We start from the raw sequence: 23,083 nt of genomic DNA, 5'->3' as shown, positions 1-23,083 counted from the left end.
GATGACCGAAGAAACCAGAACGGGTCTGAACCGCCGCCAGCTGCTGGGCAGCACCATGGCCTTGGCTGCAGGCGCCGGCACCGTAGCCCCCCGCGCCATGCTGGGCGCAGGCGCGGCGCTGGTCGCGGGCGGCGTCGCCACTCAGGCGGCCGCGCAGGGCGCGACCGGCAACCAGCCCTATCATGTCGGGCCGGGCGAGCTTGACGAATACTACGTCTTCCTGTCCGGCGGCCATTCGGGCGAGATCCGCGTCGTCGGCGCCCCCTCGATGCGCGAACTGATCCGCATCCCGGTCTTCAACCGCGAAAGCGCGACGGGCTGGGGCCAGACCAACGAATCGCTGAAGGTCCTGACCGAAGGCATGACGCCCCAGACGCGCGAGTTCCTCGCCGACAAGGGCGGCATCTTCATGAACGGCGACGCCCACCATCCGCACCCGTCCTTCACCGACGGGACCTATGACGGGCGCTATGTCTTCATCAACGACAAGGCCAACACCCGCGTCGCCCGCATCCGTCTGGATGTGATGAAGACCGACAAGATCATCGAGATCCCGAACCAGCACACCGTCCACGGGCTGCGCGTGCAGAAATACCCGCGCACCGGCTATGTCTTCGCCAATGGCGAGGATGGCGTTCCGCTGCCGAACGACGGCACCGCGCTGGACGATCCGTCGCAGTATCACTCGATCTTCTCGGCCATTGACGGCGACACGATGGAAGTCGCCTGGCAGATCATCGTGGACGGCAACCTCGACAACGTGGACGCCGACTACCAGGGCAAATATGCCTTCGCGACCTGCTACAACTCGGAAAAGGGCGTCACCCTGCCCGAGATGATGGAAACCGATCAGGACTGGCTGACCGTATTCAATCTCGGCGCGATCGAGGCCGCGGTGGCGGCGGGCGAGGGCCAGGTGCTGAACGGCGTGCGCGTGCTGGACGGGCGGGGCGAGAACAACAAGCTGACCCGCTACATCCCCGTGGCGAACGGCCCGCACGGCATCAACACCGCGCCGGACGGCATCCACATCGTGGCGAACGGCAAGCTCGCGCCGACCGTCACGGTGTTCGACGTGCGCCGCTTTGACGACCTGTTCGCCGGCACTATCCAGCCGCGCGACACTGTGGTGGCGGAACCGGAACTGGGCCTCGGCCCGCTGCACACCGCCTATGACGGGCGCGGCAACGCCTATACGACACTGTTCATCGACAGCCAGATCTGCAAGTGGAACATCGAGGACGCGATCCGGGCGTATAACGGCGAGCAGGTGGACCCCATCCGGCAGAAGCTGGACGTCCACTACCAGCCGGGCCACAACCACACCTCGATGGGCCAGACCAAGGAAGCAGATGGCAAGTGGCTGATCTCGCTGAACAAGTTCTCGAAGGACCGCTTCCTGAACGTGGGTCCGCTGAAGCCGGAATGCGACCAGCTGATCGACATCTCGGGCGACGAGATGGTGATCGTTCACGACAACCCGACCTTCGCCGAACCCCATGACGCGACGATCGTCCATGCGTCGAAGATCAACCCCGTCCACCTGTGGGACCGTGCCGACCCGTTCTTCGCCGACGCGGTGAAGCAGGCCGAGGCCGACGGCATCGACCTGACCTCGGACAGCGAGGTGATCCGCGACGCCGCCGACCCGACCAAGGTGCGCGTCTACATGACCTCGACCGCGCCGACCTTCGGGCTGGACAGCTTCACCGTCCAGCAGGGCGACGAGGTGACGGTCTTCGTCACCAACGTCGATGACGTCGAGGACCTGACCCACGGCTTCTCGATCATCAACTACGGCATCAACATGGAAGTTGCGCCCCAGGCCACGGCTTCGGTGACGTTCAAGGCCGACCGGCCCGGCGTCTACTGGTATTACTGCTCGTGGTTCTGCCATGCGATGCACATGGAGATGAAGGGCCGCATGCTGGTGGAGCCGCGGGCGGCATGACCATCCTGCGTTCCCTCCTGGCGCTTGGCGTCGCGGCCCTTTCGGCCGCGCCGCTTTCCGCCGCCATCTGGAAACCTGCGTCGGATGCCGAACTGGCCGCCGCGCTTGCGGGCGCCGAGGCAGGGGACGAGATCATCCTGAAGGCGGGCCGGTGGACCGGCCCCCTTCTCATCGACAAGCCGCTGGCGCTGCGGGGCGAACCGGGCGCAGTGGTGGACGGGCAGGGTCAGGGCCATGCGATCGAGGTCACGGCCGAGGACGTCACCGTCAGCGGCCTGACCATCACCCGGTCGGGCGACGACATGAACGAGATGGACTCGGGCGTGTTCCTGGCCCGCTCCTCGCGCCGCGCGCTGGTCGAGGGCAACCGGCTGGAAGACAACCTGCACGGCGTCCGCATCCACGGCTCGCGCGATTCCATCGTGCGCGGCAACACCATCGTGGGGCGCAGCGGACGGCAGCAGGAACTGGGGAACGGCGTGACCGTCTGGAACGCGCCGGGCGCGGTGGTCGAGCGCAACCACATCACCCGTGGCCGCGACGGCATCTTCTCGAACGCCTCGAAGCAGAACGTCTTCCGCGACAATTACTTCGAGGGCGTGCGCTTTGCCGTCCACTACATGTTCACCAACAACAGCGAGATCAGCGGCAACGTTTCGGTCAACAACGGCATGGGCTACGCCATCATGTTCTCGGACCGGCTGAAGGTCCTGAACAACAGTTCCGAAAACGACCGCGACTACGGCTTCCTGTTCAACACCGCCAACCGTTCGCAACTGACCGGCAACACGGTCAAGGGCTTTCCCGCCGACCCCACGCGCTGGCGCGACCTGGGCCTGACCCGCGACGCGGACGTGCCCGAGCCCGAGGATCTTCAGGGCAGCGAGTTCATCGCGCCCACGAAATGCGTCTTCATCTACAACGCCAACCAGAACGTCTTCACCGGCAACCGCTTCGAGGGCTGCGGCACCGGCATCCACTTCACCGCCGGGGCCGAGGGCAACCGGATGTCCCGCAACGACTTCGTGGATAACCGGGTGCAGGTGAAATACGTGGGCAGCCGGAACCTCGAATGGTCCGAGGGCGGGATCGGCAACTACTGGTCCGACAATTCGGGCTTCGACCTGAACGGGGACGGGCTGGCGGATTCAGTCTATCGGCCGAACGACATGGTGGACAAGGTGATGTGGACGGCCCCACAGGCACGGATGCTGATGACCAGCCCCGCCGTGCAGATCATCCGCTTTGCCCAGAGCCGCTTTCCCGCCGTGCTGCCGGGCGGTGTCACCGACAGCAACCCCCTGATGTTCCCGAATTCCGAAAGGCCGCTGCCATGAGCGATGCGACGGTGATCCTCGACGGCGTCCGCAAGTCCTATGGCGGGCGCGAGGTGGTCCATGACCTGACCTACCGGCTGTCGCCGGGCGAGGTCGTGGCGCTCGTCGGCCATAACGGCGCGGGCAAGACCACGCAGATCAAGATGATGCTGGGACTGGTGCGCCCCGATGGCGGGCTGCTGCAGGTGCTGGGCGCCGATCCCGCGCATGGCCGTCATGCCCGCAGCGCGCTGGGCTACCTGCCCGAAAGCGTCCAGTTCCACCCCAGCTTCACCGCGCGCGAGACGCTGGGCTTCTACGCCCGCCTCAAGGGCCTGCCCGCGCGCGGCCATGACGCGCTGTTCGCCCGCGTGGGTCTGGCCGATGCTGCCAACCGCCCGGTGCGCGGCTATTCCAAGGGGATGCGGCAGCGGCTGGGATTGGCGCAGGCGATCCTCGGCCACCCGCGGCTGCTGCTGCTGGACGAGCCGACCTCGGGCCTCGACCCCGCGCTGCGGCGCGAGCTTTACGGGATCGTGGCCGACCTCGCCCGCGAAGGGACGACGGTGCTTCTATCCTCGCACGCGCTGACGGAACTGGAAGATCAGGCCGCCCGCGTTCTGGTGATGAACCGGGGCCATCTGATCGCCGACGGCACCATGGAGGAACTGCGCCGGCTGGCCGGGCTGCCTTCTCTCCTGCGCTTCCGGGCCGAGGGGGCGCCTGCAGGCGCGGCCCGCATCGGCGACCAGTGGCAGGTCGAACTGTCCGAGGCCGAGAAACCCGCCGCCCTGCGCGCCGCGCTGGACGCGGGCGCCCGCGACATCACGCTGGAAGACCCCAGCCTTGACGACATCTACGCGCATTTCCTGCGCCGGGAGGCCGCATGACCACCGAGACCACATCCATCGCCATGCCCACCGCGACCCGCCCCGCCATGCCCTCGTCCCCCGTCCTGACCATCGCCCGCCGCGAATTGGCTGAGGGGATGCGGAACCGCTGGGTCGTTTCCACCACCGTCCTGCTGGCGGCGCTGGCGTCGGCCATCGCGGCGCTGGGATCGGCGCCCACGGGATCGACCTCGACCGGGGCGCTGGATGTCGTGGTGGTGGGGCTGGCGAGCCTGACCATCTTCCTCGTGCCCCTGATCGCGCTGCTGATCTCGCACAACGCCATCACGCGCGAGGCCGAGGGCGGCACGCTGCTGCTGCTGCTCAGCCATCCGCTGTCGCGCTGGCAGGTGATCGCGGGCAAGTTCCTGGGCCAGCTCGGCATCATGGGTTTCGCCACCATCATCGGCTTCAGCTTCGCCGCCGCTTTCGTCGTCTGGCAGCACGGGTCCGAGGGCTGGCAGGCTTTCGCCAGCATGACGGGGGCCTCGATCCTGCTGGGGGCGGTGTTCCTGTCGCTGGGGCTGCTGGCCTCGGCCTCGGTGCAGGAAAGTTCCACCGCCGCCGGGATCTCCATCGGCTTGTGGCTTCTGTTCGTGGCGATCTACGACATGGCGCTGCTGGCGATCCTTGTCGCGCAGGGCGGCCATGCCATCCCCGGCTGGATCATGGATCTGGCGTTGGTGATGAACCCGACCGACGCCTACCGGCTGCTGACGCTGGGCGAGGGCTCGTCCGCGATGCTGTCGGGCATGGGCGGGGTCTTCGACAACTCTGCCCTGACACCGGGCGTCCTGATCGGCGCGCTGGTGCTGTGGTGCGCGGCCCCGCTGGCCCTCGCCATGGCCGTCTTTTCGCGAAGGAACCTGTGATGAAACCGATCCTGCTTGCCGCGCTTCTGGCCTTGTCGCTGGCCGGCTGCCGCGAGGAGACAGTGGCCTCGGCCCCGCCGGCCACGCTGACGGCCGAGGCCATCGGCCGCTATTGCGGGATGAACCTGATCGAGCATGACGGACCCAAGGGGCAGGTGGTGCTGACTGAGGGGCATGACCCCTTCTGGTTCTCGTCGGCCCGCGACACGCTGGCCTTCACCATGATGCCCGACGAACCCAAGGATTATGCCGCCGTCTATGTCTCGGACATGGCCCGCGCGGACAACTGGGACGATCCGGGCGCGGACAACTGGGTCGAGGCGCGGCAAGCCTTCTATGTCCATGGCTCGAACGCGCGGGGCGGCATGGGCGGGTCCGAGATCGTGCCCTTTTCCACCCGCGAGGCCGCCGACGCCTTCGCCGCCGAAAAGGGCGGCACGGTTCTGGCTTTCGCCGACCTGACGCCGGAACAGGTGCTGGGCGGCGGCGACGAGATGGCGGTGGACCCCGAGGATCACGAACATGCCATGCATTGACCGCCGCCGCTTCATCACCATCGCCGCTGCGATGGGGGCGGTGCTGGCTGCGGGGCCGGGCCATGCCGCGCCGCAGCCGGTCACTTGGCGCGGTCAGGCGATGGGGGCGGAAGCCACGCTGATCCTGAACCATCCCGATCCCGAACAGGCGGGGGCGATCCTGCGACGGGTCGAATCCGAATTGCGGCGGCTGGAGGGGATCTTCACGCTCTACCGTGCGGATTCGGAACTGTCGCGGCTGAACCGCACGGGCGCCCTGGCCGCGCCCAGCCCCGAACTGGTCGAGGCGCTGCTGCTGGCGCGGCAGGTCCATGCCGCGACGCAGGGCCGATTTGACCCGACCGTGCAACCGCTGTGGCGGGCCTATGCCACCGGCGCGGATGCGACCGAGGTGGCGACTGCGCGTGCCCTGATCAGCTTCGACCGCGTTCATGTCAGCGAAGACCGCATCGCCATGCCGCGCGGGACCGAACTGACGCTGAACGGGATCGCACAGGGCTTCATCTCGGACCGCATCGCCGCGATGCTGCGGGCCGAAGGCGCGCGGCACACGCTGGTCAACATGGGCGAGATCAGCGCCATCGGCGGGCGCAGCGCCCATGATCCGTGGCGCGTGGGCCTGTCGGGCGGCGGCGAGGTCGAGCTTGCCGACCGCGCCCTCGCCGTGACCGAGGCCGCGGGCTACAGCTTCGACGCTGAAGGCCGTCTGCCGCATCTGATCGACCCCGGCACGGGCGCCCCCCGCGCCGAATGGCGCCGCATCGCGGTCATCGCGCCGCAGGCGGGGCTGGCCGATGCGCTGTCCACCGGGCTGTCGCTTGCCCCCGCGCCCGCGATCCGCGGCGCGCTGGCCGGGCTGCCGGGCATTCAGGTCCGCGCGCTGGACGCGCAGGGCCGCGAAAGCCGCTTCGGCGGATAGCGGATCATGCCGGGCAGAACCCGCGGGGCGCATCAGGGAGGATGCAGATGAACCGGATCGTCACCCTCGACGTCCGCCCCCTGCTCGCCTCGGGGCAAGAGCCATTCGCCGCAGTCATGCAGGCGGCCGAGGCACTGGGACCGGGCCAGACCCTGCGCCTGATCGCGCCCTTCCGCCCGGTCCCGCTGATGAGCGTGCTGCGGAACTGCGGCTTCACGCTGGCGGAAACGGCCTTGGACGGCGCGTTGTGGCAGGTGGATTTCCAGCCTGCGCCGGGGACGCTGACGGCGGGAAGCTCGCTTGACGCGGCGGACTGGCCCGCCCCCACGCGGCTTCTGGACTTGACGGGGATGGAGCCGCCCGAACCGATGCGGCGCCTGCTGGCCGAGGTCGAGGCCGCCCCGCCCGAAGAAGTGATCTTCGCGCTTCTCGATCGTGAACCCTTGTCGCTGCTGCCGCAACTGAAGGCGCAGGGCCATCAATGGGTCGGCAACCATGCCGCCGATGCCAGCGGCTACCGGCTGCTGGTGCGGCGGGCGGGCAGCGGCTGACGGTTCACTTTCCACGGTAGGGCAGGATAGAAGGGCGGGCCAGTTCCCGTCCCGAAAGGTTGCGGCCCTCATGCCCGACGACCACCCGACCGTCCGCGCCGCCTTTCAGGGCCTCAGCCCCGCCGAGATCGGGACGATCCTGACCGGCACCACCACCGCCCGGCTTGCGGCGGGCGAGCCGCTGTTCCTGCAGGGTGATCCCGCCGACCGGTTCTTCCTGCTGAAGGAGGGCTGGCTCAAGGTCACGCAGGTCACGGCCGACGGGCAGAAGCTGATCGTCCGCATCGTCCATCCGGGCGAGTTCTTCGGCTTTGCCCCCGCGCTGCAGCGCGACCTTTATCCCGGCACCTGCGAGGCGATCGTGGACAGCGAGGCGCTGGTCTGGCCTCGCCGCCGCTGGCAGGCGGTGCTGGGTGCGGCGCCATCCGTCACGCTGTCGATCGTGCAGGCAATCGGCCGCAAGCTGGACGAAGCCCATGACCGGCTGCGCGAGTTGAGCACCGAGGAAGCCGCCCGCCGCGTGGCCCGGCTGGTGCTGCGGCTGCGGGCCAAGGCGGGGGAGGACGCGCTGGAGACCGACGAGGGGATCGAGTTGCCCTATCCCCTGACCCGGCAGGACATCGCCGACATGAGCGGCAACACGCTTCACACCGTGTCCCGCATCATGGCGGCTTGGGAATCGCAAGGGGTGCTGGGGCGCGGGCGGCGCAAGGTCGTCATCGCCGACGCGCGTGCGCTGCAGGACATCGCGGGCGACGAGGACTAGTTTGCTGCAGCGCAACATGCGGTGCCGCGGGAAGCCCTATTGTTTCGGTCAACGGGTGATTCCCCGTCTGAAGGAGACAAGACGAATGAAACGTTCCATTTCCGTCGCGCTGGCGCTTGCGTTCCTTGCCGCTCCGGCCATGGCCGCCGACCACCGCGTCGAGATGCTGAACAAGGGCGACGAAGGCCCGATGGTGTTCCAGCCCGCTTTCGTGCAGGCCGAAGTGGGCGACACCATCACCTTCGTACCCACGGACAAAAGCCACGATGTCGCCTCGATCAAGGGGATGCTTCCCGAGGGAGTCGAGGAGTTCAAGTCCAAGGTGAACGAGGAATATGTCCTGACCGTGACCGAGCCGGGCCTTTACGGGCTGCGATGCTCGCCCCACACGCCGATGGGGATGGTCGCGCTGGTGCAGGTCGGCGCCGACGCCTCGAACTACGACGTGCTGGCCGAGGGCAAGCTGCCCAAGCGCGCGCGCGCGCGGCTGGACGCGGAACTGGCCAAGGTCACGCGCTGAGCCATCCTCGTCGCGCGGATGCAGGCGGCCCCCTTGGGGCCGCTTTTGCCTGTCCGGGCCTCTCTCGGCTGTCCTGTTCCGCAGCGGTGTTGAGCGCGGAGACTGATGCCCCTATGGGTCACGCCAGGGTCGCCCGGATCGCGCGACACGACACCATGCGCGTCCCCGTTGCTTCGGCCCATCGGCGGCAAATCAGGAATAATCGTCCTTTTTCCTGCCTCCGCCGCTGCAAGAGCGGGATTGATTTTACCAAGAAGTCGATGCATCGCGGAAAATCCTTGTGCCTCAGGGCCACGACAGAAACCGTTTCGTGCAAGCCCGGACGGCGGCGCGGATGCCGGTCCTTTTCCGCTGTCGCGGTAGTCCGGCCATTGAAGCTGCCGGCCACTCCCGATACCTGACCGCGCATGGCCAGCAGCGCAGATCCTTCCCCCGCCATCGCCTTCCGGGATGTCATCAAGACATGGCCCCAGAAGGGCGGCGACGTGGCCGCGCTGGACCGGGTCAGCCTGGACGTGCAGGCGGGCGGCATCACCGGCGTCATCGGTCGTTCCGGCGCGGGCAAGTCCACGCTGCTGCGGCTGGTCAACGGACTGGAACGCGCCTCATCGGGCCGGGTCGAGGTGCTGGGCCGCGACGTGACCGCCGCCCGCGGGCGCGAGTTGCGCAGCTTGCGCCGCGACGTCGGCATGATCTTCCAGCATTTCAACCTGCTGGCCAACCGCACCGTGCGCGGCAACGTGGCCCTGCCGCTGGAGATCGCGGGCGTGCCTCGCGCCGAGGCCGCTGCCCGTGTCGCCCGCCTGATCGAGCTTGTGGGCCTGACCCCCTTCGCCGACCGTTATCCGGCACAGCTTTCCGGCGGGCAGAAGCAGCGCGTCGGCATCGCCCGGGCGCTGGCGACCGAGCCGAAGGTGCTTCTGTCGGACGAGGCGACCAGCGCGCTCGACCCCGAGACGACGCAGGCGGTGCTGGCGCTGCTGCGCGACATCAACCGCGAACTTGGCCTGACGATCCTGCTCATCACCCACGAGATGGCCGTGGTCCGCGACATCTGCCACCATGTCGCGGTGATGGAGGGGGGCCGCATCGTAGAGACGGGCGAGACCTACGACATCTTCGCCAACCCGCACGACCCTGTGACCCGCAGCTTCCTGTCGGGTGTGACCGGGGCCTCGCTGCCCGGCTTCATCGCCCGCCGCATCACGCCCGAGGGCACCGGCCCCGCGATCCTGCGGATCACCTTCGCCGGCGACAGTGCCACCCATCCGGTGCTGTCGCGGCTGGGTTCGGAACTGGGAATCGACGCCAGCATCCTCGGCGGCGCCATCGAGGAGATCGACGGCCGCCCCTTCGGCAACCTGACCGTGCAGGTGCCCGCCGAGGCGCTGCCCCGCGCGCAAGCCTACCTGCAGGCCCATGACCTGCGGACGGAGGTGCTGGGCCATGTCGGCTAACATGATCCCCATCCTGTGGGAGGCCACCTGGCAGACGATCTACATGGTCGTCGTCTCGGGCCTGATCGGCACGGCTCTGGGCCTGCCCTTGGGCGTGTTCCTCGCGACCTCGAAGCGCGGCGAGCTTCTGTCGGCCCCCGTCACCAACAGCGCGCTGGGGCTGGTGGTGAACGCGCTGCGGTCGATCCCCTTCATCATCCTCGTGGTGGCGATCATCCCCTTCACCCGGATGATCGCGGGCACATCCATCGGCACCACGGCGGCCATCGTGCCGCTGACGCTGGCCGCCGCCCCCTTCATCGCCCGCATCGTGGAAACCGCGATCCGCGAGGTCGATGGCGGGCTGATCGAGGCCGCCCGTGCCATGGGCGCCACGCCCGGCCAGATCATCGCCAAGGTGCTGCTGCCCGAGGCGCTGCCGGGGATCGTTCTGGGCCTTACGCTCGCTATCGTCAGCCTGATCGGCTATTCCGCAATGGTCGGCGCGGTCGGCGGCGAGGGCTTGGGCGACCTCGGCATCCGCTATGGCTATCAGCGCTTCATGCCGGACGTGATGCTGGCCGTCGTCATCATCCTGATCGTGCTGGTGCAGGGGGTGCAGTCCTTCGGCGAATGGATCGCCCGCCGGCTCGACCACCGCGCCGCCAAGGACCGTGGACTTTAACTGAAAGGAACAACCATGCTGCGACTGATCGCTGCCGCCCTGGCGCTGAGCGCCGGAATGGCCGCCGCCGAGGACATCAAGGTCGGCGTGACACCCGGCGAGCATGCCGAGATCATGGAACAGATCGTGCCTCTGGCCGCCGCCAAGGGCCTGAACATCGACGTGATCGAGTTCTCGGACTATGTCGTCCCGAACGTCGCGCTGGCCGATGGCGACCTCCATGCCAACAGCTTCCAGCACGTCCCCTTCCTTGAAAACCAGATCAAGGATCGCGGCTTCGACCTGGTGGTCGTCGCCAAGACCATCACTACCCCGATGGGCGTCTATTCCAACAAGTTGGAATCGCTGGACGAACTGCCTGATGGCGCCAATGTCGCCATCCCGAACGACCCGACCAACGGCGGCCGCGCGCTGCTGGTGCTGGCCGATGAGGGCGTGATCACGGTGAACCCTGACGCGGGCCTCGTGCCCTCGGTTCTGGACATCAGCGAGAACCCGAAGAACCTGCGCTTCCGCGAGCTTGACGCGGCGCAACTGCCCCGCGCGCTGGATGATGCCGACGCGGCCGTCATCAACACGAACTTCGCACTCGCCGCCGGGATCAGCCCGCGCGAAGATTCCATTGCCATGGAAAAGGCGGACAGCCCCTATGCGAACGTGATCGCCGTGCGGAAGGGCGATGAGGAGCAGCCTTGGGTCAAGACGCTGGTCGAGGTCTATCACTCGCCCGAAGTCAGGGAATATATCGAGACGAAGTACGAAGGCGCGGTCATCCCCGCCTGGTGATCTTCGCCTGATGATCGCCCTTCCAGCAAACTCCAGATCGGCCCGCCCCTGAAAGGCGGGCCGTTTCCGTCAAGCCTCAGTTTTCCGCGCTGCCCTTGATGTCGAACAGCGCCTTGTATTGTCGGGGCTGCGAGCGGTGATACTGCTCTGGCGCCTGCACCGCCGCGCCCAGATGCGCCGCCGCGTGCCAGGGCCAGCGGGGATCGTAGAGGATCGTCCGCGCCAGCCCGATCATGTCGGCGTCGCCCGTCCCGACGATGGCCTCGGCCTGGTCATAGTCAGTGATCAGCCCCACCGCGACCACCGGCATCGTCACCGCCTGCTTCACGGCGCGGGCCAGCGGCACCTGGTAGTTCGGCCCGACCGGGATCTTCTGGCGCGGGTCCAGCCCGCCGCTGGACACATGGATCGCATCGCAGCCCCGCGCCTCCAGCGCCTGCGCCAAGGCGATGGTTTGCTCGATGTCCCAGCCGCCCTCGACCCAGTCGGTCCCGGACACCCGCACCGACACCGGGCGATCTGCCGGGAAGGCTGCGCGCACGGCATCGAAGACCTCCAGCGTCAGGCGCATCCGGTTTTCGAGGCTGCCGCCATAGGGATCCTCGCGCCGGTTCGACAGCGGCGACAGGAACTGGTGCAGCAGGTAGCCGTGGGCCGCATGGATCTGCACCGCGTCGATCCCCAGCCGGCCGGCGCGGCGGGCGGCCTCGGCAAAGCCGTCGCGGACCCGCTTCAGCCCGTCCTCATCCAGTGCGACCGGAGGGTTTTCCCCCGCCGCGAAGGGATCGGCGCTGGCCGAGACGGTCTGCCAGCCATTCCGGTGATCCGGCGCGATCTGCGCCCCGCCCTTCCACGGCAGGTCGGTCGACGCCTTGCGGCCCGCATGGGCCAACTGGATCGCGATGGGCATGTCCGACCAGCGGCGGATGCTGTCCAGCGTACGGCCCATTGCCGCCTCGGTCTCGTCCGACCACAGGCCGACATCGGCATAGCTGATGCGGCCCTCGGGGACCACGGCGGTCGCCTCGATGGTCAGCAGGGCGGCGCCGGACAGCGCGAGGCTGCCGTAGTGGATCAGGTGCCAGTCGGTCATGCAGCCGTCCTCGGCCGAATACTGGCACATCGGCGCGATGACGATGCGGTTGGACAGGCTCAGCTTGCCGACATCCAGCCGGGTGAACAGGCGCGATGACATGGACGGCTCCTTTCGTGGCAGGGGAGTGCAACGATGCGGGACCGTGATCGTTCCAGGCGCGAAAGGAAAGCCCGCCCATCGGGCCGGCCCGTCGCGGGCGGCGAGGTCAGTCCTTCATCTCCTCCTGCCGCATGGGCATGGAATCGACGATCCCGAACAGCGTCTCGGCAGGAGCCGGGGCATCGAAGCGCTGCTTCAGCGTGCCGTCGCGGCCAAGCAGGCGCAGCTCGAAGCCCGTGTCACCACCGAAATCGGTCAGCACCGGCATGTCACGTTCGCCCATGCCATGCGCGGCCGCGTTGAGCATGGCGATCTGCTCGGCCACGCGCGGGTCTTCCTGGTCACGGGCGAGGATCACGACCGGACGCGATTTCCAGCGCAACTCGTCCATGTCCACGTCGGCCATGGGGATCGTCACCACACGTTCGGTCATCGCGGTTCCTTTCCTGCTGCGGGGGCCTGCCCCAACGATCCTCGGCAGGGAAAGTTCGCCCGCCACCCTGAAGTTAACAAGAATGTCACGGCCGCGTCATCCGACGGCCACATGGCGGGGCCAGAAGGCGCGCCGAAGTGGCACCGATCGCCGCCCGCCCTGCACTGCACATGAGAGAGACCCATGCTTATCACCCGTCGCCACACCCTGGGCCTGTTCGGCGCCGCCGCCGGTTCCCTGATCCTGCCGCGTCACGCCATGGCCCAGGCGCCGCGCCGTTCCATCACCGTCGCGGTGCATAAGATCACCAACAACAACACGCTGGACATCTGGAACGAGCAGTCGAACGTGGGCGAGCGGGTGTTCTTCCCCAACCTCTGGGAAGGGCTGATCCTGCGCGACTGGATGGGCAACCAGGGCCCGGTCGCGGGCCTTGCGACCGAATGGACGCGTCTGGACGACCGGACCATCGACCTGAAGCTGCGTCAGGGCGTTCGCTTCCACAACGGCGACGAACTGACCGCCGAGGACGTGGTCTTTTCCTTTTAGGACGAGCGGCTGTTCGCCGGGGCCGAGCCTGCCGGCGGCCAGACGCTTTACGCCGAAAACTTCAAGCTGCAGAACGCCAAGGAACTGCCGGCCAACATCCCCGGCATTGCCCGCCGGCTGTGGCCCGCGCTGCGCGGCGTCGAGGCCGTGGACAAATACACCGTCCGCTTCCACAACGCGACGCCCGACATCACGCTGGAAGGCCGCCTTTACGCCTTCGGATCGCAGATCGCCAGCAAGCGCGCCTGGGACGAGGCCGCATCTTACGCCGAATGGGCCAACAGCCCCGTCACCACCGGCCCCTACCGGGTCGAGGAGTTCCGCCCCGACGTCTCGCTGACGCTGGTGGCCTTTGACGACTACTGGGGCGGCTGCCCGCCGCTTGAACGCATCCGCTTCGTCGAGGTCCCCGAGGTCGCCAGCCGCGTGAACGGCTTGCTCTCGGGCGAATACGACTTCGCCTGCGACCTGCCGCCCGACCAGATCGCGACGGTCGCTGCCGCGCCGGGGCTGGAAGTGCAGTCCTCGACCATCTGGAACCACCGCGTCACCGTCTTCAACAAGCAGAACGAGTTTCTCGCCGATCCGCTGGTCCGCCGCGCCATGACCCATGCGATCGACCGGCAGGCCGTCGTCGAGGCGTTGTGGGGCGGGCAGACCGTCGTCCCGGCGGGCCTGCAGTTCGAAAGCTTCAGGACCTCGGGGATGTTCGTCGAAGGCTGGGCCGTGCCGGAATACAACCCCGACCTCGCCCGCGACCTGCTGAAGCAGGCGGGCTACAAGGGCGATGCGATCCCCTATCGGCTGCTCAACAACTACTACACCAACCAGACGCCCACCGCGCAGGTGCTGGTCGAGATGTGGAAGCAGGTCGGCCTGAACGTCGAGATCGAGATGAAGGAAAACTGGGCGCAGATCCATGACCCCCAAGGGGTGCGCGGCGTCTTCGACTGGTCGGCCTCGAACAACATCAACGATCCGGTCACGCCGCTGGTCGTCCAGTTCGGCCCGAACGGCGAGGCGCAGCAGAAGCGCAACTTCTGGAACGACGAGGTGAACCAGCTTTCCGTGGTGATGGAAACCTCGATGGACCCCGCCGCGCGGCTGAAGGCCCATGCCCGGATGCTGGAGATCTGCGAGCGCGAGGACCCGGCCTATACCGTCCTGCACCAGAACGCCGTCTTCACCGGCATGAAGTCGGAACTGAACTGGAAAGCCGCTCCGGCCTTCGCGATGGATTTCCGCGCGAACAACTGGAACGTCTGACCACTTTTGCGGGGCGGGCTGATGGCTCGCCCCGCGCTTTGATGTATGCGGGGCGGATCGTGGAAACGAACAAGGTGGCGCGGCTGTTCGAGGCGCCGAAGCACCCCTATACGCGCGGCCTGTTCGACGCGATCCCGGAACTGGACGCGGGCCGCGCCCGGCTGGTCCCCATCGAGGGCACCGTCCCCGACCCTAGGAACCTGCCGCAGGGCTGCGCCTTCGCGCCCCGCTGCGCGCGGGCAACAGATTTCTGCGCGGCCTATGTGCCTGAATTGAAGCCGCAGGCGGAAGGCGGCGAGGTCGCCTGCTTCCATCCCAAGGTAACGATCGCCGCCCGGCAACCGCAAGCGGTGGTCGCATGAGCGTCCTTCTGGAAGCCCGCGGCCTCGTCCAGCAATACACCACCGGCAAGTCGCTGTTCGGCAAGCCCACGACCCTGCGCGCCGTGGACGGCATCGACCTTTCCGTGGCCGAGGGCGAGATCCTCGGTGTCGTGGGCGAGTCCGGCTCCGGCAAGTCCACGCTCGGCCGGATGCTGCTGGGGCTGGAAACCCCCTTTGCGGGCGAGGTCCTTTATCACGGCCAGCCCATGCCCGCGCCCCGGACCGAACATTGGCGCCGCTTGCGCGCCCAGATGCAACTGATCTTCCAAGACCCGCTGGCCGCGCTCGACCGCCGCATGACCATCGCCGCCCAGATCGCCGAGCCGCTGCAAATCCACGGCATCGCAAAAGGCGTCGAACTGGCCGAGCGCGCCCTGGCGCTGATGGCCCGCGTCGGTCTGCGCCGCGACCAGGCGGACCGCTATCCGCACGAACTCTCCGGCGGCCAGCGCCAGCGCGTCGTGATCGCCCGGGCGCTTGCGACGAACCCGGGCTTCCTTGTCTGCGACGAGCCGGTGTCGGCGCTGGACGTGTCCATTCAGGCGCAGGTGGTGAACCTGCTGCGCGACCTGCAGGAACAGGACGGGCTGACGATGGTCTTCATCAGCCACGACCTGAAGGTGGTCCGCAACATCTGCGACCGGGTGGCGGTGATGTATCTGGGCCGGGTGGTCGAGGAAGCGCCCTCGGACCGCATCTTCGCCGTCCCGCGCCACCCCTATACGCAGGCGCTGGTCTCCTCGATCCCGCAGGCGGGGCAGGGGCTGGAAACTCGGATCATCCTGCATGGCGAGCCGCCGAACCCCGCCGCCCGTCCCCAAGGCTGCGCCTTCCACCCCCGCTGCCAGTTTGCCGACGCGGGCTGCGTCGCGCAGGTGCCGCAACTTGAAAACCACGGCGGCCGGCTTGCCGCCTGCCTGAAGCTGTCCCGCCCTGCGCGGCAGGCGGCGTGAGGAACCCATGCTTCGCTTCATCCTCGCCAAGACCGCCCGCGCGGCCCTGACCATCCTGCTGGTCATGAGCTTCGCCTTTGTCGTCCTGCGCCTGTCGGGCGACCCCGCACAGGTGCTGCTGGGACCGGACGCGCCGCAGGACGCGGTGGAGGCCTTCCGCGCCCGCTGGGGGCTGAACGATCCGCTGTGGCAGCAATATCTGGCCTATCTGCAGCAGATCCTGAGCTTCGACTTCGGCATCTCGATGCGCGACCACTCGCCCGCCATCGATCTCGTGCTGGAACGCATCCCGGCCACCCTGTCGATCACTGTCCCGGCGCTGATCCTGAAGATCTGCATCGGCATCCCCGCGGGCGTCTATGCGGCGCTGCACCGGGACTCCATCGCCGACCGGGGGGTGATCATGCTGTCGATCTTCGGCTTCACCATCCCCTCCTTCGTGCTGGCGTTGGTGCTGGTGCTGGTCTTCGCGGTCACGCTCGACTGGCTGCCCTCGGGCGGGCAGGACACATGGCGCCACGCGATCCTGCCCATCGCCACGCTGTCGATCGGCGGCATCGGCATCCTCGCCCGTTTCTCGCGCTCCGCGATGATCGAGGTGCTGGGCCAGCCCTATATCCGCACCGCCATGGCCAAGGGCCTGCCCTGGCGCGAGGTCGTCTGGAGGCACGCGCTGCCCAATGCCGCGATCCCCATCGTGACGCTGATCGGCTTCATGGTGGGCGCGCTGATCGCGGGGGCGGTCGTGGTGGAAAGCATCTTCTCGTGGCCCGGCGTCGGGCGGCTGATCGTGGTGTCGGTCTCGAACCGCGACCTTGCCGTGGTGCAATGCCTGCTGCTGGTCATCGCGGCCTCGATGGTGGTCGCCAACCTGTGTGTCGATTTCGCCTATGGCCTGCTCGACCCCCGCCTGCGCCAGAAGCGCAGCCATTAAGGAGGGATAACGATGGCCGATGCCGCAATCGCCACCCCCGCACCGGGCCTTCTGACACGCACTCGGCTGAGGATGCCGTGGCTGGTCATGCTCGCCACCGGCTGGACCCTTCTGATAGTGCTGACCGCCATCTTCGCCGACGGACTGCGGCCCTACGAGATCACCCGGATGGACCTGTCGGCGCGGCTTGCGCCGATGGGAACGCCGGGCCAATGGCTCGGCACCGACGAGCTTGGCCGGGACCTGCTGTTGCGGCTGATCCAGTCGGTCCGCGTCTCGCTGGTCATCGCCTTCGGGGCCACGATCCTGTCCGCCGTCTTCGGCACCACGCTGGGTTTCCTCGCTGCCCAGTTCCGGGGCTGGGTCGAGCATCTGGTCATGGCGCTGGCCGACTTTCAGGCGGCGCTGCCCTTCATGATCATGTCGCTGGCGGTGCTGGCCTTCTTCGGCTCGTCCATGATCCTGCTGGTCTGCCTGATGGGCTTCTATGGCTGGGAGCGATACGCCCGCATCGCCCGCGGACTTGCGATTTCAGCCTCGGCGCAGGGCTATGCGGCGGCGGTGGTGCAGCTTGGGGCGAAACCCTCGCGCGTCTATCTGCGGCACATCCTGCCCAATGTCGCCTCGACCCTGATCGTGTCGATGACGCTGACCTTCCCGGAAATCATCCTGATGGAATCCGGCCTCAGCTTCCTCGGCCTCGGTGTGCAGCCGCCGGAAAGCTCGCTGGGGAACATGGTCGGCTTCGGGCGCGAATACCTGACGCGGGCGCCGTGGATCATGCTCGCGCCGTCGGCGGTGATCGTGATGACGACGCTGTCGATCTCGCTTCTGGGCGACTGGCTGCGCGACCGGCTGGACCCGACGATTCGTTGACCCTTTCAAGGAAAGCATTGATATGTCGCAGATCATGGCCCATCGCGGGGCCCGCAACCTCTGGGCCGAGAACTCGGCCACCGGCTTCCGTGAAACCGCACGTCACGGCTTCGACGGCATCGAATTCGACCTGCACCTGACCGAGGCGGGCGAGATCGTGGTCATCCACGACCCGACGCTGGACCGGACCACCAACGGCACCGGCCGGACCCGCGACCTGACGCCGGAGAGCCGCAAGGCCCTGCGCCTGCGCGGGCCGGATGGTGTGCTGATCGACGAGGGCGTGCCCAGTCTGGAAGAAGTGCTGGAGATCCTCGCGCCCCATACCGGGACAGACCTTTATGTCGAACTGAAGTCCGACCAGAACGGCACTCCCTATCCCGGGCTGGTGGAACGGACGGTGGAAACCCTGCGACGCTTCGGACTGGCCGAGCGGTCCATCCTGCACGGCTTCGACATCAAGGTCGTGCGGCACATCCGCGCCACAGCCCCCGACCTGCGCCGCCTCATCTCGGTCAACCGCACTTGGGCCGACCGGCAGGGCGGCATCGCGGCTTTCCTGAAACAGGTCGATGATCTGGTTGATGTCGTCGGCATCCACCACGAGTTGTTCGAGGCCGAGTTCGACCTCATCTCCCGCCTGCGTCCGCTGAAGTCCTGCTCGGTCTGGACGATCAACGAGCCTGCCCTGATCCGCCGCTGGATCGCCCGTGCGCCGGGTTTCCTCGTATCCGACAACCCGGTGCTGCTGCGCGAACTGATGCAGGAAGGCGTCCCGGCATGAGGGAATACGCCGCAAGGGAATACGGCGCGATCCTCTTCGACTGCGATGGCGTGCTGCTGGACAGCGAGCCTTTGGGCTGCGAAGCGTTGGCTCGGGCCGTCACTGCCGCAGGCCTTCCCATGACCCGCGACGAAGCAACCCGCATCTTCTCCGGGAATGCGGCGCAGGCGAGCATCGCCTGGATGAGGCAGGCGGGCCTCGACGCGGCCAAGGTGTTCGCTAAATCAGACCGCATCCTGTTCGAGATGTTCGACCGCGGCATCCCCCATGTCGAAGGGATCGAGGCGGTGCTGTCCGGCTTCGACCTGCCGATGGCGGTCTGCTCGAACTCGTCGGTCATGCGGCTCGACCGTTCTATCGTCCGCACCCCGCTAGCGAGCCGCTTCGGCCCCCATGTCTATTCGGCCGAGCACGTCCCCGCGCCCAAGCCCGCGCCTGACCTGGCGCTTTACGCCTGCGAACGCCTGGGCGTCGCGCCAAGCCAAGCGATCTTCATCGACGACAACCCGCATGGCATCCTTTGCGCCGCCGCAGCAGGCTGCCTCGCCGTGGGCTTCATCGGCCCATCGGACCACCGCCAGAACCACGCGCAGACCCTGCGCGATGCCGGCGCCGACCATGTCGTCCACGGCATGGCCGAGTTCCACGGCCTGCTGTCCCGGCTTCTCCTTCCCCTCGCTGCCTGAACTGGACGAACAATGACCGACCTTCCCCTGCTGGACGCTGCCCTTCTCCTTTCCGCGCTCGAAACCATGCAAGACTTCATCCTGTCCGAGAACCGTGATCTCGAGCTGCAGGATTTCTTCGACGCCGACTTGCTGAACGGCGACTGGAAGTCTGTCGCCGACCGCGCCAAGTCGCTGCTGGCAGGCTATACCGGCCGTCTTGGCATCCACGGCCCGTTCTGGGGCCTCAGCATCGCCAGCCTCGATCCCGACATGCGGGCGCTGAACGCGCGCAAGTTCATGCAGGGTCTGGAGGTCTGCGAGTATCTGGGGGCCACGCAGATGGTGATCCATTCGCCCTATTCGACCTGGGATTTCAACAACCTTGACAACTTCCCCAGCCGCTCGGCCTATGACCGCGTGCTGGAATGCTGCCACCTGACCATGGACCCGGTGGTCCGCCGCGCCGAGGAGATCGGCGTCACCATGGTCGTCGAGAACATCCAGGACAAGGACCCTGACATCCGCCGCATCCTCGCGGACAGCTTCAACTCGCCGGCGATGGCGGTGTCCATCGATACCGGCCACGCGCATTACGCTTACGGCTCGACCGGGGCGCCGCCCGTCGATTACTACGTCCGCCGCGCCGGCAACCGGCTGGAGCATATCCACCTGCAGGACGCCGACGGCTATGCCGACCGCCACTGGACCATCGGCGAGGGCACGATCTGCTGGCCCGCCGTCTTCCGAGCGCTGGGCGAATTCACCTCGAAGCCGCGCCTGATCCTTGAGTTGCGCGACAAGGCGGGCATCCTGCCCTCGGTCGAATACCTGAAGCGGCTGGGGCTGGCGCGCTGATCCGGCGCAGGCGCGGGGGTCCGGCGGGTGGGGGAAGGCGACAGTTGGGGTGCAACCCACCCTACGCACTGGCGCGGTAATCCGGCGCGGATGTGGTTTTGGGCGGGTGGGGTTATACCCCACCACCTGGCGACCTTACCCTCTCACGCAGGCCCGTGCTTCCAGCGCCTTGAAGCCTGCATGGATCAGCAGGGCGAGCGTGCCGACGACCAGGCCCCCCTGCAGGACAAAGGCGGTGTTGGACGACAGCAGCCCCGCGATGATGACCTCGCCCAGCGTCCGCGCTGCGACGGTCGAGCCGATGGTGGCGGTCGAAAGCGAGATTACCGCCGACAGCCGCACGCCCGCGAGGATCACCGGCAGCGCCAGCGGCAGTTCCACCTGCCACAGGCGCTGGGCGCGGGTCATGCCCATGCCGCGCGCGGCCTCGATCACCTGCGGCGGCAGGGCGGTCAAGCCCGCCAGCGTGTTCTCGAAGATCGGCAGGAGGCCGTAGAGGAACAGCGCCAGCAGCGTCGGCCCCGCCCCGAAGCCCATCGCCGGAACGGCCAGCGCCAGCACCGCGACGGGTGGAAAGGTCTGCCCGACCGAGGTGACGGTGCGGGCGAGCGGCAGGAAATCCCGCCAGCCCTCGCGCGTGACCAGCACACCCAGTCCGACCGCCACGAGTGTCGAGGCGACCACCGCCGCCGCGACCATCGACAGGTGGGACAGCGTGAGCGAGAGAAGGCTCGTCTGCGTGTAGATCGGCGGCGCGTCATTCCGGGTCAGCGGGCGCAGCAGAGGGGCAAAACTTTCCGGCGCCAGCAGGAAGGCCAGCAGCAGCGCTGCGGCTGCAGCCAGGGCGATCCGCCCGATCATCGCGGCGCCTCGCCCGCGGCCGCCCGGCGCAGGGCATCGAGCGTCACCACGCCGCCGCCCTCCACCGGCAGCGCCTCGCGCCCCGACCAGAGGCACAGCGCTAGCGCGTCCCGCAGCGAGGCATCGGGGGAAACGGGCGGTCCGGCAGCCTCGCCCGGCCCGGCGATGTCGGCCACGCAGGACAGCGACAGCAGCCGGAAGGGCCGCGCCTCGGTCCCGATCAGTTCCCGCACGAAGGGCGTGGCGGGGACGGTCAGGATCTCGCGCGGGGTGGCGTATTGCAGCAGCCGGCCCCCGTCCATCACGGCGATGCGGTCGCCCAGGGTGATCGCTTCCTCCATGTCGTGGGTGACGACGATCAGGGTGGTGCCAAGCTCGCGCTGGATGCGGCGCAGGTCGTCCTGCGCCCTGGCCCGGATCACGGGGTCGAGCGCCCCGAAAGGCTCGTCCATCAGCAGCAGTTCGGGCCGGGCGGCGAGCGCGCGGGCCACACCGACCCGCTGCTGCTGGCCGCCGGAAAGCTGCTGCGGCATCCGGTCGCGGAACTCGGCAGGGGGAAGCTGGAACAGGTCCAGAAGCTCGTCCACCCTTGCGGCGATGCGCCTGCGGTCCCAGCCGAGCAGCCGGGGCACGGTGGCGATGTTCTCTGCAACCGTCCGGTGGGGGAACAGCCCGTGGCCCTGGATCGCATAGCCGATGCGGCGGCGCAGTTGATGCGGGGGCAGGGTGGCGGTGTCGGTCCCGTCGATCAGGACGCAGCCCGTCGTGGGTTCCACCAGCCGGTTGATCATCCGCAGAAGCGTCGTCTTGCCCGACCCAGAGGTGCCGACCAGCGCCGCGATCTCTCCCCGCTCGACGGTCAGGCTGACGTCATCGACGGCGGCGACCGGGCCGTAAAGCTTCGTCAGACGCTCGATCCCGATCATGCGCGGGCCTTTCGCGGGTCAAGCCCCGCGAGGATCAGGTCCAGCGCGATCCCCGACACCAGCGCCAGCGCGATGGTCGGGATGGCGCCCAGCAATACGAGGTCCATGGCGGTCTGGTTCAACCCCTGAAAGACAAAGCTGCCGAAGCCGCCGCCACCGATCAGCCCCGCGATCACCGCAAGGCCGATGTTCTGGACCAGCACGATGCGGACTGCGGCCAGCACCACTGGCAGGGTCAGCGGGATCAGCACCTGCGCCAGTGCCTGTGCGCGGGTCATGCCCAAGCCCACCGCCGCTTCTCGCACCGCCACGGGAACCCCCGCCAGCCCGACGACCATGTTCGAGACGACCGGCAGCAGCGAATACAGAAACAGCGCCACCAGCGCCGGAAAGGCACCGATGCCGGAGATGCCCGCCTGCGCCGCGCCCGGCACAGTGGCGGCGACCCAGCCGAACAACGGGATCATGATCCCGAACAGTGCCAGCGACGGGATCGTCTGGACCACGTTCAGCACCCCCAGCACCGCGTCCCGCCCGCGCGGCGCCTCGTGGATCAGGATGCCCAGCGGCAGCCCCACCGCAAGCGCCGCGCCCAGCGAGCCGAAGGCGAGCGTCAGGTGCCGCCCGGCCTCGCGCCAGAACTGCTCGCGCCGGGCATCGTATTCCCGCATCACCGACAAATCGTCCAGTAGGCCCGAGCCGAGCAACAGCCCCCCCGCCGCGATCGTTCCGGCCAGCAGCAGCCATCGCAGCGGCAGCGACGGCCGCAGCCGCGCCAGCGCATCGGCGATCGCCAGCGCAAAGGCCAAGAGCAGCAGCCAGAAGCCCGCGCCCAGCGAGACGCGGGCAAGCCGGTCGCCTTCGGGTACCAGCGCCTTTGCGGCCAGCCCGGCGGCGGCGATCACCGCCAGCGCCCCCGCCAGCGTCGGCAGCAGCGACAGGCGCGGCGGCGTCCGGGCAATCGTGCCGGCAAGAACCGCCGCCAGCAGGGCCGCGACGATCCAGCCCTGCGGTCCCAGCGCCCCGGGCAGGCCAAGCCCCTCGCCCGCGACGATCCGGTTGGCACGGAACTGGACAAAGGGCAGCGCCAGCCCGGCCAGCCCCAGGCCCGCGAACAGAAGCCCCGGCCGGCTGAGCGCCAGCGGTGGCGCGGCAAGGGCCGCGGACCTCAT

24 protein-coding genes and 1 pseudogene are annotated in these 23,083 nt (G+C 68.1%); 20 read left to right on the top strand and 5 right to left on the bottom strand.

Features of this window, described 5'->3' with window-relative positions; translation table 11 throughout:
• Position 1 precedes the first annotated feature (1 nt).
• The 12 genes from nosZ to JGR78_RS12245 all read left to right on the top strand — a co-directional run bounded on the left by nosZ (position 2) and on the right by JGR78_RS12245 (position 11,228).
• Positions 2-1,951 (top strand): TAT-dependent nitrous-oxide reductase, encoded by a 1,950-nt coding sequence (gene nosZ / locus JGR78_RS12300; RefSeq protein ID WP_182792731.1) that lies wholly within the window; start codon positions 2-4, stop codon positions 1,949-1,951.
• Positions 1,948-3,288, top strand: a complete 1,341-nt coding sequence (locus JGR78_RS12295) for a nitrous oxide reductase family maturation protein NosD (protein WP_182792732.1) — start codon at positions 1,948-1,950, stop codon at positions 3,286-3,288. The genes nosZ and JGR78_RS12295 overlap by 4 nt, the downstream gene beginning before the upstream one ends.
• Positions 3,285-4,157, top strand: coding sequence for an ABC transporter ATP-binding protein (locus JGR78_RS12290; protein WP_182792733.1), 873 nt, complete (start codon positions 3,285-3,287; stop codon positions 4,155-4,157). The genes JGR78_RS12295 and JGR78_RS12290 overlap by 4 nt, the downstream gene beginning before the upstream one ends.
• Positions 4,154-5,029, top strand: coding sequence for an ABC transporter permease subunit (locus JGR78_RS12285; RefSeq protein WP_234450740.1), 876 nt, complete (start codon positions 4,154-4,156; stop codon positions 5,027-5,029). Before JGR78_RS12290 ends, JGR78_RS12285 begins: the two co-directional genes overlap by 4 nt.
• Entirely contained in the window at positions 5,029-5,565 is a 537-nt protein-coding gene (locus JGR78_RS12280; RefSeq protein ID WP_182804762.1) for a nitrous oxide reductase accessory protein NosL, read from the top strand. Before JGR78_RS12285 ends, JGR78_RS12280 begins: the two co-directional genes overlap by 1 nt.
• Positions 5,552-6,484 carry an FAD:protein FMN transferase gene (locus JGR78_RS12275; protein ID WP_220495396.1) on the top strand — a complete coding sequence of 311 codons (933 nt, stop codon included), beginning with the start codon at positions 5,552-5,554 and terminating at the stop codon, positions 6,482-6,484. Before JGR78_RS12280 ends, JGR78_RS12275 begins: the two co-directional genes overlap by 14 nt.
• Before the next feature lie 47 nt (positions 6,485-6,531).
• Positions 6,532-7,035 carry a DUF2249 domain-containing protein gene (locus tag JGR78_RS12270; RefSeq protein ID WP_200559316.1) on the top strand — a complete coding sequence of 168 codons (504 nt, stop codon included), beginning with the start codon at positions 6,532-6,534 and terminating at the stop codon, positions 7,033-7,035.
• A 70-nt stretch (positions 7,036-7,105) separates the two neighbouring features.
• Positions 7,106-7,801: a Crp/Fnr family transcriptional regulator gene (locus JGR78_RS12265; RefSeq protein ID WP_182804766.1), complete on the top strand. Its 696-nt coding sequence runs from the start codon at positions 7,106-7,108 to the stop codon at positions 7,799-7,801.
• Between the two features lie 85 nt (positions 7,802-7,886).
• Positions 7,887-8,321, top strand: a complete 435-nt coding sequence (locus JGR78_RS12260; protein WP_182804768.1) for a pseudoazurin — start codon at positions 7,887-7,889, stop codon at positions 8,319-8,321.
• A gap of 407 nt (positions 8,322-8,728) precedes the next feature.
• Positions 8,729-9,778, top strand: coding sequence for a methionine ABC transporter ATP-binding protein (locus JGR78_RS12255; RefSeq protein WP_182804770.1), 1,050 nt, complete (start codon positions 8,729-8,731; stop codon positions 9,776-9,778).
• A complete protein-coding gene (locus JGR78_RS12250; RefSeq protein WP_182792739.1) occupies positions 9,768-10,442 on the top strand; it encodes a methionine ABC transporter permease in 675 nt (224 codons plus the stop codon). The genes JGR78_RS12255 and JGR78_RS12250 overlap by 11 nt, the downstream gene beginning before the upstream one ends.
• A 15-nt stretch (positions 10,443-10,457) precedes the next feature.
• Positions 10,458-11,228 carry a MetQ/NlpA family ABC transporter substrate-binding protein gene (locus JGR78_RS12245; RefSeq protein WP_182792740.1) on the top strand — a complete coding sequence of 257 codons (771 nt, stop codon included), beginning with the start codon at positions 10,458-10,460 and terminating at the stop codon, positions 11,226-11,228.
• Between the two features lie 76 nt (positions 11,229-11,304).
• Here JGR78_RS12245 and JGR78_RS12240 read toward each other — a convergent pair whose 3' ends face one another.
• Positions 11,305-12,423: an NADH:flavin oxidoreductase/NADH oxidase gene (locus JGR78_RS12240; RefSeq protein WP_182792741.1), complete on the bottom strand. Its 1,119-nt coding sequence runs from the start codon at positions 12,421-12,423 to the stop codon at positions 11,305-11,307.
• Positions 12,424-12,529: 106 nt separating this feature from the next.
• Positions 12,530-12,856: a DUF4174 domain-containing protein gene (locus tag JGR78_RS12235; protein ID WP_182804772.1), complete on the bottom strand. Its 327-nt coding sequence runs from the start codon at positions 12,854-12,856 to the stop codon at positions 12,530-12,532.
• Between the two features lie 183 nt (positions 12,857-13,039).
• On the opposite strand from JGR78_RS12235, the pseudogene JGR78_RS12225 reads away from it, so the two are divergent.
• From JGR78_RS12225 to JGR78_RS12190, 8 genes and pseudogenes are all read left to right on the top strand, one after another.
• Positions 13,040-14,671 (top strand): annotated as a pseudogene (locus tag JGR78_RS12225) (ABC transporter substrate-binding protein).
• Positions 14,672-14,730: 59 nt separating this feature from the next.
• The gene (locus JGR78_RS12220; RefSeq protein WP_234450739.1) at positions 14,731-15,033 is read left to right on the top strand and encodes an oligopeptide/dipeptide ABC transporter ATP-binding protein; all 303 of its coding nucleotides are present in this window, start codon (positions 14,731-14,733) and stop codon (positions 15,031-15,033) included.
• Complete coding sequence (locus JGR78_RS12215) at positions 15,030-16,007, top strand: ABC transporter ATP-binding protein (RefSeq protein ID WP_182804774.1); 978 nt, start codon at positions 15,030-15,032, stop codon at positions 16,005-16,007. The genes JGR78_RS12220 and JGR78_RS12215 overlap by 4 nt, the downstream gene beginning before the upstream one ends.
• Before the next feature lie 7 nt (positions 16,008-16,014).
• Positions 16,015-16,941 (top strand): ABC transporter permease, encoded by a 927-nt coding sequence (locus JGR78_RS12210; RefSeq protein WP_182792745.1) that lies wholly within the window; start codon positions 16,015-16,017, stop codon positions 16,939-16,941.
• Positions 16,942-16,953: 12 nt separating this feature from the next.
• Entirely contained in the window at positions 16,954-17,817 is an 864-nt protein-coding gene (locus JGR78_RS12205; protein WP_182804776.1) for an ABC transporter permease, read from the top strand.
• 22 nt (positions 17,818-17,839) lie between these two features.
• Positions 17,840-18,601, top strand: coding sequence for a glycerophosphodiester phosphodiesterase family protein (locus JGR78_RS12200; protein ID WP_182792747.1), 762 nt, complete (start codon positions 17,840-17,842; stop codon positions 18,599-18,601).
• Positions 18,598-19,287, top strand: coding sequence for an HAD family phosphatase (locus tag JGR78_RS12195; RefSeq protein WP_182792748.1), 690 nt, complete (start codon positions 18,598-18,600; stop codon positions 19,285-19,287). Before JGR78_RS12200 ends, JGR78_RS12195 begins: the two co-directional genes overlap by 4 nt.
• Positions 19,288-19,299: 12 nt before the next feature.
• Positions 19,300-20,124: a sugar phosphate isomerase/epimerase gene (locus tag JGR78_RS12190; protein ID WP_182792749.1), complete on the top strand. Its 825-nt coding sequence runs from the start codon at positions 19,300-19,302 to the stop codon at positions 20,122-20,124.
• Positions 20,125-20,259: 135 nt separating this feature from the next.
• On the opposite strand, the gene JGR78_RS12185 is transcribed toward JGR78_RS12190, so the two are convergent.
• Genes JGR78_RS12185 through JGR78_RS12175 form a run of 3 tightly spaced genes read right to left on the bottom strand, consistent with a single transcriptional unit; the run spans position 20,260 to position 23,083 of the window.
• Positions 20,260-20,985, bottom strand: coding sequence for an ABC transporter permease (locus tag JGR78_RS12185; RefSeq protein WP_182792750.1), 726 nt, complete (start codon positions 20,983-20,985; stop codon positions 20,260-20,262).
• A complete protein-coding gene (locus JGR78_RS12180) occupies positions 20,982-21,911 on the bottom strand; it encodes an ABC transporter ATP-binding protein (RefSeq protein WP_182792751.1) in 930 nt (309 codons plus the stop codon). Before JGR78_RS12180 ends, JGR78_RS12185 begins: the two co-directional genes overlap by 4 nt.
• Entirely contained in the window at positions 21,908-23,083 is a 1,176-nt protein-coding gene (locus JGR78_RS12175) for an ABC transporter permease (protein WP_182792752.1), read from the bottom strand. The genes JGR78_RS12180 and JGR78_RS12175 overlap by 4 nt, the downstream gene beginning before the upstream one ends.

This window comes from Paracoccus sp. MC1862 (genome assembly GCF_016617715.1).
In the GTDB taxonomy this organism is placed as follows: Bacteria; Pseudomonadota; Alphaproteobacteria; order Rhodobacterales; family Rhodobacteraceae; genus Paracoccus.
The sequence above is the reverse complement of the archived record's forward strand: the minus strand, read 5'-3'. Positions and strand labels throughout refer to the sequence as shown.

Coding starts and splice junctions, on each gene's coding strand:
- JGR78_RS12270 (WP_200559316.1), top strand. CDS start 6,532: ATGAACCGGATCGTCACCCTCGACGTCCGCCCCCTGCTCGCCTCGGGG.
- JGR78_RS12240 (WP_182792741.1), bottom strand. CDS start 12,423: ATGTCATCGCGCCTGTTCACCCGGCTGGATGTCGGCAAGCTGAGCCTG.
- JGR78_RS12205 (WP_182804776.1), top strand. CDS start 16,954: ATGGCCGATGCCGCAATCGCCACCCCCGCACCGGGCCTTCTGACACGC.
- JGR78_RS12280 (WP_182804762.1), top strand. CDS start 5,029: ATGAAACCGATCCTGCTTGCCGCGCTTCTGGCCTTGTCGCTGGCCGGC.
- JGR78_RS12195 (WP_182792748.1), top strand. CDS start 18,598: ATGAGGGAATACGCCGCAAGGGAATACGGCGCGATCCTCTTCGACTGC.
- JGR78_RS12250 (WP_182792739.1), top strand. CDS start 9,768: ATGTCGGCTAACATGATCCCCATCCTGTGGGAGGCCACCTGGCAGACG.
- JGR78_RS12285 (WP_234450740.1), top strand. CDS start 4,154: ATGACCACCGAGACCACATCCATCGCCATGCCCACCGCGACCCGCCCC.
- JGR78_RS12210 (WP_182792745.1), top strand. CDS start 16,015: ATGCTTCGCTTCATCCTCGCCAAGACCGCCCGCGCGGCCCTGACCATC.
- nosZ (WP_182792731.1), top strand. CDS start 2: ATGACCGAAGAAACCAGAACGGGTCTGAACCGCCGCCAGCTGCTGGGC.
- JGR78_RS12295 (WP_182792732.1), top strand. CDS start 1,948: ATGACCATCCTGCGTTCCCTCCTGGCGCTTGGCGTCGCGGCCCTTTCG.
- JGR78_RS12255 (WP_182804770.1), top strand. CDS start 8,729: ATGGCCAGCAGCGCAGATCCTTCCCCCGCCATCGCCTTCCGGGATGTC.
- JGR78_RS12175 (WP_182792752.1), bottom strand. CDS start 23,083: ATGAGGTCCGCGGCCCTTGCCGCGCCACCGCTGGCGCTCAGCCGGCCG.
- JGR78_RS12190 (WP_182792749.1), top strand. CDS start 19,300: ATGACCGACCTTCCCCTGCTGGACGCTGCCCTTCTCCTTTCCGCGCTC.
- JGR78_RS12245 (WP_182792740.1), top strand. CDS start 10,458: ATGCTGCGACTGATCGCTGCCGCCCTGGCGCTGAGCGCCGGAATGGCC.
- JGR78_RS12200 (WP_182792747.1), top strand. CDS start 17,840: ATGTCGCAGATCATGGCCCATCGCGGGGCCCGCAACCTCTGGGCCGAG.
- JGR78_RS12260 (WP_182804768.1), top strand. CDS start 7,887: ATGAAACGTTCCATTTCCGTCGCGCTGGCGCTTGCGTTCCTTGCCGCT.
- JGR78_RS12275 (WP_220495396.1), top strand. CDS start 5,552: ATGCCATGCATTGACCGCCGCCGCTTCATCACCATCGCCGCTGCGATG.
- JGR78_RS12235 (WP_182804772.1), bottom strand. CDS start 12,856: ATGACCGAACGTGTGGTGACGATCCCCATGGCCGACGTGGACATGGAC.
- JGR78_RS12185 (WP_182792750.1), bottom strand. CDS start 20,985: ATGATCGGGCGGATCGCCCTGGCTGCAGCCGCAGCGCTGCTGCTGGCC.
- JGR78_RS12290 (WP_182792733.1), top strand. CDS start 3,285: ATGAGCGATGCGACGGTGATCCTCGACGGCGTCCGCAAGTCCTATGGC.
- JGR78_RS12265 (WP_182804766.1), top strand. CDS start 7,106: ATGCCCGACGACCACCCGACCGTCCGCGCCGCCTTTCAGGGCCTCAGC.
- JGR78_RS12180 (WP_182792751.1), bottom strand. CDS start 21,911: ATGATCGGGATCGAGCGTCTGACGAAGCTTTACGGCCCGGTCGCCGCC.
- JGR78_RS12215 (WP_182804774.1), top strand. CDS start 15,030: ATGAGCGTCCTTCTGGAAGCCCGCGGCCTCGTCCAGCAATACACCACC.